Annotated in this window: 9 protein-coding genes; 4 read left to right on the forward strand and 5 right to left on the reverse strand. The window is 58.4% G+C overall.

The genetic code is table 11. The annotated features are described in order from the left end of the window. The first annotated feature begins 11 nt into the window (after positions 1–11). Positions 12–536, forward strand: coding sequence for a DUF2937 family protein (locus JTJ32_RS01760; RefSeq protein ID WP_099229871.1), 525 nt, complete (start codon positions 12–14; stop codon positions 534–536). Positions 537–703: 167 nt separating this feature from the next. On the opposite strand, the gene JTJ32_RS01765 is transcribed toward JTJ32_RS01760, so the two are convergent. The 4 genes from JTJ32_RS01765 to JTJ32_RS01780 all read right to left on the reverse strand — a co-directional run bounded on the left by JTJ32_RS01765 (position 704) and on the right by JTJ32_RS01780 (position 4,917). Then, a complete protein-coding gene (locus JTJ32_RS01765) occupies positions 704–1,426 on the reverse strand; it encodes a WbqC family protein (RefSeq protein WP_210040534.1) in 723 nt (240 codons plus the stop codon). A 195-nt stretch (positions 1,427–1,621) separates the two neighbouring features. Beyond that, positions 1,622–2,800 carry a vWA domain-containing protein gene (locus JTJ32_RS01770; RefSeq protein ID WP_210040536.1) on the reverse strand — a complete coding sequence of 393 codons (1,179 nt, stop codon included), beginning with the start codon at positions 2,798–2,800 and terminating at the stop codon, positions 1,622–1,624. A gap of 39 nt (positions 2,801–2,839) precedes the next feature. Then, the gene (locus JTJ32_RS01775) at positions 2,840–3,685 is read right to left on the reverse strand and encodes an AAA family ATPase (protein ID WP_099229877.1); all 846 of its coding nucleotides are present in this window, start codon (positions 3,683–3,685) and stop codon (positions 2,840–2,842) included. Between the two features lie 161 nt (positions 3,686–3,846). Next, positions 3,847–4,917 (reverse strand): AsmA family protein, encoded by a 1,071-nt coding sequence (locus tag JTJ32_RS01780; protein WP_184319101.1) that lies wholly within the window; start codon positions 4,915–4,917, stop codon positions 3,847–3,849. A 126-nt stretch (positions 4,918–5,043) separates the two neighbouring features. On the opposite strand from JTJ32_RS01780, the gene cysK reads away from it, so the two are divergent. The 3 genes from cysK (at position 5,044) to aceK (ending at position 8,907) form a co-directional block, all read left to right on the forward strand. Beyond that, positions 5,044–6,018: a cysteine synthase A gene (gene cysK, locus JTJ32_RS01785; protein WP_210040538.1), complete on the forward strand. Its 975-nt coding sequence runs from the start codon at positions 5,044–5,046 to the stop codon at positions 6,016–6,018. Positions 6,019–6,184: 166 nt separating this feature from the next. Further along, on the forward strand, positions 6,185–7,123 hold the full coding sequence (locus JTJ32_RS01790) for an aspartyl/asparaginyl beta-hydroxylase domain-containing protein (protein WP_099229883.1): 939 nt from the start codon (positions 6,185–6,187) through the stop codon (positions 7,121–7,123). A 65-nt stretch (positions 7,124–7,188) separates the two neighbouring features. Further along, positions 7,189–8,907 carry a bifunctional isocitrate dehydrogenase kinase/phosphatase gene (aceK, locus tag JTJ32_RS01795; RefSeq protein ID WP_210040540.1) on the forward strand — a complete coding sequence of 573 codons (1,719 nt, stop codon included), beginning with the start codon at positions 7,189–7,191 and terminating at the stop codon, positions 8,905–8,907. Positions 8,908–9,009: 102 nt separating this feature from the next. On the opposite strand, the gene JTJ32_RS01800 is transcribed toward aceK, so the two are convergent. Continuing rightward, positions 9,010–12,483 carry a hybrid sensor histidine kinase/response regulator gene (locus tag JTJ32_RS01800; protein WP_210040542.1) on the reverse strand — a complete coding sequence of 1,158 codons (3,474 nt, stop codon included), beginning with the start codon at positions 12,481–12,483 and terminating at the stop codon, positions 9,010–9,012. Between the last annotated feature and the right edge of the window lie 49 nt (positions 12,484–12,532).

Raw genomic sequence — 12,532 nt, forward strand, 5'->3', positions numbered from 1 at the left:
GAGGGATGTCCATGCTGCGAAGTTATCTGCGATTGGTCCTGTTCACGGCAGGTCTGCTGTTTGGCGTTCAGGTGCCAGGCTTTATCAGTGACTACAGCAAGCGTGTCGAGGCGCATCTGATCGAAGCCCAGCAAGCGATCAAAGGCTACAACAACACCGCTGCGCAGTTCTTCAAGGGCGATATCCAGGCGCTGATTCAACACTATCGCAGCAGTGAAGACCCTGTGTTTCGTAGCGATGCCGATAATATCGAGACCCTGCTGACCCGCACCCATGTGCTGGAGCGTCAGTGGCTGGGGCTGCAGGGGCCGTGGTATTCGCGGGCTTTCTACGTCGCCACGTCTTCCGACCCTGATATCCGGCGCGAAACGCTCAACGGTTACACCTGGCAAGTCCTGCTGGCTCCTGAGGTCATCGCCTGGGGCATCATCAGCGCACTGCTGCTGGCGCTGGTGATCGAAAGCCTTGTGTTGTTGCTCGGCTGGGTCGTGAACGGCGGGCGTCGCAAGCCGCAGTTGGAAAGAGACTGGCGCTAGGCGTCAGTCGAGCCTTCACTCGGGAGAACGCCCGCGGGCAGCTTGTTACTGAGCTGCGACGTCGGCGACCAGCGTATCCGCGCAGCCTTTGCGACCCCTGGGCTGGACAATCCGTGCCAAACCGTAAGGCAGATGAAACCACTTCATGAATGATGCTGGTGGGTCGCTCATACGACGGCCCTTGTTTCATTGCGTATATAGGTCAGCACTGTTTCAGGGGCGTTCCACATCAGGACGTCCAGTATCGAAAGATTCTCGATGAAGTTGAAAGGCTGGGCGGTGTCATAACGGAATGAGGAGGGCTCCAGGAAGCGAAGTTCGATACCGCGCTCCTGCCATTCGCGGGCGACAAATATATCGCGGCCGCCGGTGGCATTTATATATTGACGGGCTTCCATCAACGTACTGATTTCCAATGCCCATTGCCCGGCATGTTGAATGACAGGCAAGTCGAACTTCATCTCCGAGCAGGTTTTCCAGTTGAACGGCAGGCCGAGATAATCACACACCACCTTCAATGAACGCGTATTCAAATCGCTGATGTGTGTTGTGTCCGGCGTGTCGAAGGTAAAGTCGATCAACTGCATCACGTATCGGAAGTACGGTGCCTTGCAGCGGTAATGCTCCAGCTGGTTCTTGATGCGTGTGTGGGCGGCACTGTAATCGATGATCGTGGCGTCCTTGATCAGCGTGCCGTCTCTGGCGCTGACCGGAACCTTGATGTATTGCCAGCCGCCATAGCCGTCCAGTACCCGGTTGCGGTTCATCCAGCTCTTGCGTTTATATTTGACGATATCGAAAACCAGTCCGCGCTCCACCGCGGCAATAAGTTGGAAGTAACCAATGTAGGGGAAAAAATAAGGCTGCATGATCCCAAGCGTTTCAATCATAAGTAACCCGCGAAGTCGCGACGGTTGCTCAGGCAAAACGATGGAGTAACGGCAGAAAAACTTACTCAGTCAGCACATGACCGTCTGAATGATTGTCAGAAACCTGAGCGTAGTTCGGAGTTACAAAAGGAAAATGCTGTTGGTCGGGTCGAAAAAAGCCAGTCGATGACTGGCTTTGTCTACAGCGGCATCCGCTTATTTGGCCAGGTAGCGCATGCTTTCTTCCAGGCCGCGTAGTGTCAGCGGATACATGTGGTCTTCCATCAGGTCGCGGACGATATGCGTCGAGGCGGTATAGCCCCAGGTGTCTTTCGGGTAAGGGTTGATCCAGACAATCTTCTTGAATTTGGCCATGAAGCGCCGCATCCACACATAGCCTGCTTCTTCGTTCCAGTGCTCGACACTGCCGCCGGGCTGGGTGATCTCGTAAGGTGCCATGGAGGCATCGCCAATGAAGATCACTTTGTAGTCAGCGCCGTATTTGTGCAGCAGGTCCTGAGTCGAGGTTCGCTCCGAACCGCGGCGCAGGTTGTTCTTCCACACCGATTCGTACACGAAATTGTGGAAGTAGAAATACTCCATGTGCTTGAACTCGGTCTTGCAGGCCGAGAACAGCTCTTCGCAGACCTTGACGTGTGCGTCCATCGAGCCGCCGATGTCGAACAGCAGCAGCAACTTGATGGTGTTGCGTCGCTCGGGGCGCATCTGGATGTTCAGCAGGCCGGCATCGCGGGCGGTGTGGTCGATAGTGCCGTCGATGTCCAGTTCGTCCGCTGCGCCCTGACGAGCAAACTTGCGCAAGCGGCGCAAGGCAACCTTGATATTGCGCGTGCCCAGTTCCACCTGATCGTCCAGGTTCTTGTACTCGCGCTGATCCCAGACCTTTACTGCCTTGCCCTTGCGTTCGCCTGCGTCGCCAACCCTTATACCTTCGGGGTTGTAACCGCCCGAGCCGAACGGGCTGGTACCGCCGGTGCCGATCCATTTGTTGCCACCGGCATGGCGTTCTTTCTGTTCTTCCAGACGTTTCCTGAATTCTTCGATCAGCTTGTCGAGGCCGCCCAGGGACTGGATCTGCGCCCGTTCTTCTTCGCTCAGAGAACGCTCGAATTCCTTGCGCAGCCAGTCTTCGGGGATCAGCGCCTGCAAGTGATCATCGAGCTTTTCCAGGCCATTGAAGTAGGCACCGAACGCCCGGTCGAACTTGTCGAAATGACGCTCATCCTTGACCAGAATCGTGCGCGCCAGAAAGTAGAATTCGTCAATGTCGGCAAAGATGACCCGCTGTTTCAGCGCATTGATCAGGTCCAGCAACTCGCGCAGGGACACCGGCACCCTGGCTGCACGCATTTCGTTGAACAGGTTGAGCAGCATGGCTGTCGCCCTTTTTCATGGCAGGGTGAATGAAAAGACTCAGCGATTGCCGCGACGGCTCATGAACGCCAGTCGCTCAAGCAATTGCACGTCCTGTTCGTTCTTGACCAGCGCACCGGCCAGCGGCGGAATGGCCTTGGTCGGATCGCGTTCGCGCAGCACGGCTTCTCCGATGTTGTCGGCCATCAGCAGCTTGAGCCAGTCCACCAGTTCGGAGGTCGAGGGCTTCTTCTTCAGGCCCGGTACCTTGCGCACGTCGAAGAATACGTCCAGCGCTTCGCTCACCAGGTCTTTCTTGATATCCGGGTAGTGCACGTCGACGATGCGTTGCAGCGTCGCGCGGTCCGGGAAGGCGATGTAATGGAAGAAGCAGCGACGCAGAAAGGCGTCCGGCAGCTCTTTTTCGTTGTTGGAGGTAATGATGATGATCGGGCGCTGTTTCGCCTTGATGGTTTCATCGATCTCGTAAACGTAGAACTCCATCTTGTCGAGTTCCTGCAACAGGTCGTTGGGGAATTCGATGTCGGCCTTGTCGATTTCGTCGATCAGCAGGATCACGCGTTCTTCGGATTCGAAGGCTTCCCAGAGCTTGCCTTTCTTCAGGTAGTTGCGCACATCGTGGACCTTGTCCACGCCCAGTTGCGAGTCACGCAGGCGGCTGACGGCGTCGTATTCGTAAAGCCCCTGATGCGCCTTGGTGGTCGACTTGATGTGCCAGGTGATCAACCGCGCACCGAATGACTCGGCCAGTTGCTCGGCGAGCATGGTCTTGCCGGTGCCGGGCTCACCCTTGACCAGCAGCGGACGCTCCAGAGTGATCGCCGCGTTGACCGCAAGCTTCAGATCGTCGGTGGCGACGTATGCCGGGGTGCCTTCAAACTTCATCAATGAATCCTCTTGCAGGACATGCGCGACGCAGAGCCCGCACGCTGTAATAGTGGCAAATAATGCCTCGACTATAACGTGCGTACCGGACCCCTGTGAACGCAGACGCCCCATTCAGTTCTTGAATGGGGCGTCACGGTTTGACCGGGATGATCCAGGGGTCAGGAATCCTTGTTGCTCTCATAGCGCGCATTGAACGCCTGTACGAAGGCGTTACGCAGAATCTGCAAGAACGCCTGAAAGCCGCTGATGTTTTGCTGGTTGACGCTGCCGCTCAAGTCCACACGCGTGGCGAACTGGTTCTGGCGCTGGTTTTTCAGCACGGTTTCGCTGGTGCCGACCAGTGCTTCCCAGATCGAGCGAAACACGCCCTTGTCCTTGTCTTCGACGTCCTGATGCCAGTTGAAGATTTCGACGTTGCGCAGCAGCGGTTTGATGTAGCCGCTCAATTGGCCTTTGTCTGCCTGAGCCTCGATCACGATGTCGCCGTTGCCCGCATTGAAGTCGAACTTGCCATAGGCCGATGAGAAGTCGTTGAGCTTTTTCAACTGAATACCGGTCGCTCTGAGGCGAAAGTCGAAATCCTGAAAGTTGTTGAACGGGTCGAAGCGGGCTGTACTTTCCATGTTGGCACTTCCCAGCAGGCGCGCCTTGCCTTCGAAGCTGGCATCGCGATTGCCTTCGACGTCCACCACATTGGTCAGGTTGTAGAAGCTGGCATTGACCCGATCCGCCTCGATTTTCACCTTGGGCGTCGAGTTGAAGTTGTTGAAGGTGATATGTCCGTTGCCGATGCGCACTTCGTTGAGTGTCACAGGCAGAAGCTTGTTCAACTGGGTACGCCAGTCCGTGCCCTGACCGGTCTGGGAAGCCTGCTTATTGTTGCCGCCATCGACGAAGTTGATTTCCGGGTCGATAAATAAAACCTCGGCGACAACGGCGTGGTCGTACCAGAGTGAATGCCAGCTGACCGCCAGCTCGATGATCGGTGCTTTAACGAACGGCACGGGTACTTTGCCGTCGACCTTGACGATATTCAGCCCCTTGATCCGATACGCGCCGCGCCACAGGGCCAGGTCCACGTCAGTGACCTGACCGCGGTAATCACCCATGTCGGCGAGTTTGTCATTCAGGTAGTCACGCACCAGAAAGGGCAGGGCAATGTTGATTCCGATCAGCAGGATGACCAGAGCGGCCAGCGTCCATAGCGGCCAACTGTAGCGACGTTTCATGACACGAGTCTCCGGTTGCAGTGAAGGGTTGACTGCGTTCGGCAGCATCGGTTCGGTGATACTGGACGCCCAACCGCTGGCGGCATAGGCTTTATTTATTTAACCGATGTGCATAAGGACATCTTCATGAGCCGTATTTACGCTGATAACGCCCATTCCATCGGCAACACGCCGTTGGTGCAGATCAACCGTATCGCACCACGTGGTGTCACGATTCTGGCCAAGATTGAAGGGCGTAATCCGGGCTACTCGGTAAAGTGCCGGATCGGCGCCAACATGATCTGGGACGCCGAAAGCCGCGGCAAACTCAAGCCCGGCATGACCATCGTCGAACCCACGTCGGGCAACACGGGGATCGGCCTGGCGTTCGTCGCTGCCGCGCGTGGCTATAAACTGATGCTGACGATGCCGGCGTCCATGAGCATAGAGCGTCGCAAGGTGCTCAAGGCGCTGGGTGCCGAATTGGTCCTGACCGAGCCTGCCAAGGGCATGAAAGGCGCCATCGCCAAGGCCGAAGAATTGCTGGCGGGCAACCCTGAGCAGTATTTCATGCCCGCTCAGTTCGAGAACCCGGCCAACCCGGCCATTCATGAAAAGACCACCGGCCCTGAAATCTGGAATGACACCGACGGCGCAATCGACGTGCTGGTTGCGGGCGTTGGTACCGGCGGTACGATCACCGGCGTGTCGCGCTATATCAAACACACCGAAGGCAAGCCGATTCTGTCGGTGGCTGTCGAACCGGACGGCTCGCCGATCATCACCCAGGCCATGGCCGGTGAAGAGATCAAGCCCAGTCCGCACAAGATTCAGGGCATAGGTGCTGGTTTCATCCCGAAAAACCTCGACCTGTCACTGGTCGACCGGGTTGAACGGGTGACGGATGAGGAGTCCAAGGCCATGGCACGTCGACTGATGCAGGAAGAAGGCATCCTGTGCGGTATTTCCTGTGGCGCGGCGATGGCAGCGGCCGTACGGCTGGCAGAGAAACCGGAAATGCAGGGCAAGACCATCGTCGTGATCCTGCCGGATTCCGGAGAACGCTACCTGTCGAGCATGCTGTTCAGCGACTTGTTCACTGATCAGGAGCTGTCGCAGTAACACATCTTGGGCAGTGCGTACTTCATGCGAGCGGTCCAAGGGTTTATGATGGCCACCATTCCAGCGCCGGGCGATCTTCACTGATCGTCTGGCGTTTCTGGTCCTTCGCATTGACCGACTGTCGGCGTTACGTTCAGCGTTGTCTGCCCGCTCCAAGGAGAGTTTCATGACCCTTTCATTTGCTGCCAAGGCATTGATCCTGATGCTTTTTCTGGGCAGCACGCTGTACGTGCATCTGCGCGGGCAGGCCCGGTTGCCGTTGCTGCGTCAGTTCGTGAATCATTCGGCGCTGTTCGCGCCCTATAACGCGCTGATGTATCTGTTTTCCCGCGTGCCGTCCAAGCCGTACCTGGACCGCAGCAAGTTTCCCGAGCTGGATGTGCTCAAGGACAACTGGGAAACCATTCGCGACGAAGCGATGCACCTGTTCGACGAAGGCTATATCCGTGCTGCCGAGAAGAACAACGATGCCGGCTTCGGTTCGTTCTTCAAAAAAGGCTGGAAGCGCTTTTACCTGAAATGGTACGACAAGGCCCTGCCTTCGGCCGAAGCGCTGTGTCCGAAGACCGTTGCGCTGGTCAACAGCATTCCCAACGTCAAGGGCGCGATGTTTGCGCTGTTGCCGGGCGACAGCCACCTTAATCCGCACCGCGATCCGTTTGCCGGTTCTCTTCGCTATCATCTGGGCCTTTCCACGCCCAACTCCGACGATTGCCGGATTTTCGTCGATGGCAAGGAATACTCGTGGCGCGATGGCGAAGACGTCATGTTCGACGAGACTTACGTGCACTGGGTCAAGAACGAAACCACCCAGACCCGTGTCATTCTGTTCTGTGACGTCGAGCGTCCGCTGACCAATCGCCTGATGACCCGACTCAACCGCAGCGTCAGCGCGTTCCTGGGCCGTGCGACCGCACCCCAGAATCTGGACGATGAGCGCGTCGGTGGTATCAATCAGGCTTATGCATTCAGCAAGCGTTTCAGCGATGGCTTCAGTGGCAAGGTCAAGCAGTTCAAGCGCAGCAACCCCAAGGCCTACCGTGTGCTGCGCCCTGTGTTGGCAGTGCTGGTTCTGACGTTGCTGGGCTACTGGTTGTTCGGTTGAGAAAACGCCTGTTCAGTCAGATGTCGGTACGGGTTACAGATTGATGCTCATGTGGAGTCCAATCCATGTCGCAGCCTCAGATCCATATCGACATCGCGCGTCTTGTCCTCGAAGGGTTCGATGACTACCGGGCGCACTTCCGCTCCATCACCGACGGCGCTCAGGCCCGTTTCGAACAGGCGCTCTGGCCGCAGGCTCAGGTCGCTGCCGCCGCCCGCATCAATCTCTACGAACAGAAAGTCAGTGAACTCATTCTGCGCCTGCAGCGCGACGTTCAGGTCGGGCAGTTACTGGATGTCGATCGCTGGCCTGGCATCAAGGGCGCCTACATCGACCTGATCGATTCCCGGCCCGACGATGAACTGTCGGAAACCTGGTTCAACTCGATCTTCTGTGGCTTGTTTCGGCATGACCTGATCAGCGACCGTTGCATGTTCATTCACAGCACGCGGCCCGCAGGGCGTGACCAACAGCAGGTGGCGCAGACGCGTCGGTATCTGCCGCGAGGTGATCCGGGCAGGGCGTTGTCGCAGGTGTTTGCCGATTACCCTTTCAACATCCCTTATGCCGACCTGGCGAACGATCTGTCGCGACTCGACGCGCATCTGCATGCCAATCTGCCTGACTGGGTGTGCAAGGATCCGGCGCTGACCGTCGAGTTGTTCTCATCGGTGTTTTATCGCAACAAGGGTGCGTATCTGGTGGGGCGGATCTTCACCCGTGACGAGCAATGGCCTCTGGTGATGCCGCTGCTGAATGTCGAGGGGCGTGGCATCGCGATAGATACGCTGATCACCGACGAGGCTGATGTGTCGATCATCTTCTCGTTCACGCGTTCGTATTTCATGGTAGATGTGCCGGTTCCGGCTGACTTCGTGGGGTTACTGAAGCGTATTCTGCCGGGCAAGCACATTGCCGAGCTTTACACCTCGATTGGTTTCTACAGGCACGGAAAGTCGGAGTTTTACCGTGCGCTGATTCAGCATCTGGCGACCACCGATGATCGTTTCATCATGGCGCCGGGTGTGCGCGGCATGGTCATGAGCGTGTTCACGCTGCCGGGTTTCAACACGGTGTTCAAGGTCATCAAGGATCGCTTCTCGCCGTCCAAGAACGTCGATCGCCAAACCGTCATCGATAAATACCGGTTGGTGAAACAGGTCGATCGGGTAGGGCGCATGGCCGATACCCAGGAGTTCTCGGATTTTCGTTTTCCGGTGGGCAAGTTCGACCCTGACTGCCTGGACGAGCTGCTGCATGTCGCGCCTTCCACCATCGAACTCGAGGCCGGGGACACGGTGCTGGTCAGGCATTGCTGGACCGAGCGGCGTATGACGCCGTTGAACCTCTATCTTGAAACGGCCAGTCCCGCACAGGTGCGTGAGGCGCTGGATGATTATGGATGGGCGATCAGGCAGTTGGCGGCGGCCAATATTTTCCCCGGCGACATGCTGCTCAAGAATTTTGGCGTGACACGTCATGGCCGGGTGGTGTTCTACGATTACGATGAGATCTGCGCGCTGACCGACGTCCACTTCCGGCGCATCCCGAAGCCCCGCACCCCGGAGGATGAGATGGCTTGCGAGCCTTGGTATTCCGTGGGGCCAATGGACGTATTTCCCGAAGAGTTTGCACCGTTCCTGTTTGCTGACATCACTCTGCGTCGCCTCTTTGAAAGCCTTCATGGCGAGCTGTACGACGTCGAATACTGGCAAGGTCTGCAGGCCGCGATTCGCAGTGGCAAGGTGATTGATGTCTTTCCGTATCGGCGCAGCGTTAGTTGAGCGGCATGATCAGTGCGCCTTGACACTGATCATGCCCGTCACAAATGGCACAGGTGACGGACTCAGTGAGCCGAGTGGAGGGCTCCAGTCACCTTTTTGATCTCAACTCAAACTCACATGCCGGCTCAGCAATGCACGCAATGCCGCGGGCTTGACCGGTTTGGGCAGGTAATCAAGCCCGGCAGCATGCACCTGGGCGATCAATTCGGGGCGTCCATCGGCGCTGATCAAGACACCCGGTACCGGCTGGCCGAGGCGGGTTCTCAGCCAGGCCATCAATTCGGTGCCGGTTTCTCCATCGTCCAGGTGATAGTCCACCAGCGCGATTTGCGGGTGGACTCCATTGTTCAGCAAGACCTCGCATTCCTGACGATTGCGCGCCGTCCACACCTGACAGCCCCAGCGTGAAAGCAGGCTGTTCATGCCGATCAGGATGCTGTCTTCATTATCGACGCACAGCACCTGTGTGCCATTCAAGGCCGGACGATTGATCTCGACCAGCTTGGCAGGCAGCGGTGTCTGCGCCGACGCGAGTGGCACCTGCACGCTGAACACACTGCCCCTGCCAGTCCAGGAGCGAACCTGCAAAGGATGTTCAAGAATACGACACAGGCCATCGGCAATCGCCAGACCCAACCCCAGGCCTTTGGCCGCGTGAGTCTGATGACTGTCCAGGCGTTTGAATTCCTCGAAAATCACTTGGCGCTTGTCTTCGGGAATGCCCGGCCCTCGATCCCAGACTTCAAGACTCAGGCTGTCACCACGACGACGGACGCCCAGCAGGATCGGCCCGCTGGCATAACGAAATGCATTGGTCAGGAAGTTTTGCAGCACACGGCGCAGCAGCTTGATATCGCTGTCCACCCGCAGCGCACTGCCCCTGACCCGAAACTTCAGACCCTGTTCCTGCGCCAACGCCTTGAATTCCGCGCCCAGTGTGTCGAACAGCGCGTTGAGCGGGAAGGGCTGGCGGTCCGGGGCAATCTTGCCATTCTCGATACGCGAGATATCCAGCAGGTCGCTGATCAGGTCTTCGGCCGAGCGCAACGAGCTGTCCAGGTGCTGGATCAATTGCTGGGCGTCACTGGAAATACCGTCTTCCTGATGCGAGAGCGCGGCGGAGAACAGGCGGGCGGCGTTCAGCGGTTGCATCAGGTCATGGCTGACCGCTGCCAGAAAGCGGGTTTTCGATTCGTTGGCCGCTTCGGCCGTGCCCTTGGCGTCGGTCAGTGCCTGGTTCAGTTGCGAGAGCTCTTGGGTACGTTCGGTCACTCTCTGCTCAAGGCGTTCATTGACGCCCTTGAGCGCCTGTTCGGCCGCCCGGAACGCAGTAATATCGGTAAAACTCATGACAAAGCCGCCACCCGGCATCGGATTGCCGATCAGCTCGATGACCTGGCCGTTGGGGAATAGTCGCTCTGAAGTGTGCGCCCGACCCTGACGCATCCAGTGCAGACGCCGCGCCACGTGCACTTCGGCTTCACCCGGCCCGCACAGCCCTCGTTCTGCGTTGTAGCGGATGATGTCGGCAATCGGTCGACCCACGCCAATCAGGCCTTCCGGGTAATTGAACAGCTCCAGATAGCGATGATTCCAGGCTACCAGCCGCAGCGACTGATCGACCACGCTGATGCCCTGGGTAATGTTCTCGATTGCGCCTTGCAGCAGGGCGCGGTTGAACTGCAGCACCTCGGAGGCTTCGTCGGCGATGCGCACCACGTCTTCGAGCTGCATATCCCGGCCTTCGATGGCGGCTTTGACCACCGCGCGGGTCGAAGAGGTGCCGAGCACACCGGCCAGCAGTCGTTCGGTGTGGGCAATCCACTCGCCGGTGGCGTTCTGATTGGGGTTGAAGCTCTTGCCCTGACGGTAGGCAAAACGGGTAAAGCTCTGTCTGGCGCGTTCTTCGCCGACAAACCGCGCCGACAGGCTGAGCAGGTCTTCGATCTGCACCGCCAGCAAGGGCCGCGTGTAAGCGCGGCCCTGAGTTTCCTGACCGATGAAGCGACCTGCCTGCCAGTGTTCGGTCACCCGCGTGCGCGACAGCATCGACACCCAGGCGAACAGCGTGCAGTTGCCAGCCATCGACAGCAGCACGCCTTGGGTCATCGGCGTGATCGGCAAGTCGAACGGGTTGCTGTGCAGCCAGGCCAGCAGTGGAAAAGCGTGCAGCGACCAACCCATGCCGTGAGCGGCGACCGGCAGGACCAGCGTGTAGAACCAGATGAAAATCCCGGCGGCCAGTCCTGCGAATACGCCACGGCGGTTGGCCTGCTTCCAGTACAGCGCGCCGAACATCGCGGGCGCGAGCTGAGTGATGGCGGCAAAGGCAATCTGGCCGATGGTCGCCAGGCTGGCGGTGGAGCCGAGCATTCGGTAGCTGACGTAGGCGAGCAACAGAATCATCACGATGCTGATACGGCGCACCGAGAGCATCCAGTGTCGAAACGCCTCGAACGGCCGTTCGGTGTTCTTTCTGCGCAGCAGCCACGGCAACAGCATGTCGTTGGAAATCATGGTCGATAGCGCAACGCAGGCCACGATCACCATGCCGGTTGCGGCCGACGCACCGCCGATGAATGCCAGCAGCGCCAGTGATGGATGCGCATGGGCCAGTGGCAGGCTGATCACGAACGAATCCGGCAGCATTGAGTCGGGCAACAGCATTTGTCCGGCCAGTGCAATAGGCACCACGAACAGCGCGGCCAGCGCCAGATAGGCCGGAAACACCCACTTGGCCAGGTTCAGATCCTGAGGCTCGATGTTCTCCACAACCGTGACGTGAAACTGCCGGGGCAGGCAGACAATCGCCATCATCGCCACGCCGGTCTGGACGAACATCGACGGCCAGTTGATCGTGTCTTGCCAGTACTCCTCAAGGCGCGGTGCCAGCTTGGCTTGATTGAACAGGTCGTCGAAGCCGTCATACAGACCGAACGTCACGAACACCCCGACGGCCATGAACGCGAACAGCTTGACCAGCGCCTCGAAGGCAATCGCCAGCACCATGCCGCGATGGTGTTCGGTCACGTCCAGATTCCGCGCGCCGAACACGATGGTGAACAGCGCCAGTATCAGCGAGACCACCAGCGCCGTGTCCTGCGCGCGGGTGCCGGTGGAGTCGGCCACAGCGCCGATCAAAATGTTCACCCCCAGCACGATGCCTTTGAGCTGCAGCGCAATGTACGGCAGCATGCCGATCAGGCAGATCAGCGCGACCATGACCGCCAGCGACTGGGACTTGCCATAGCGCGCTGCGATGAAGTCGGCAATCGAGGTGATGTTTTCCTGTTTGCTGATCAGCACCATCTTCTGCAGCACCCACGGCGCCAGCACCATCAGCACGATCGGACCCAGGTAAATCGGCAGGAACGACCACAGTTGCTCGGCCGCCTGGCCTACTGCGCCGAAGAACGTCCAGCTGGTGCAGTAGACCGCCAGCGACAGGCTGTAGACCCAGGCACGCATGGTCGGGCGCAGCGATGCGCTGTAGCGGTCGCCATAGAAGGCAATGGCAAACATGATTGCCATATAGGACAGAGCAACGGCGGCGATCAGCCCGCTGGACAGCGACATATCGGATTCCAGAATGTATCGACAGCGCGCAGTCTCGCACGACGGCTGG

It is taken from the genome of Pseudomonas alliivorans (genome assembly GCF_017826695.1).
Lineage (GTDB): Bacteria > Pseudomonadota > Gammaproteobacteria > Pseudomonadales > Pseudomonadaceae > Aquipseudomonas > Aquipseudomonas alliivorans.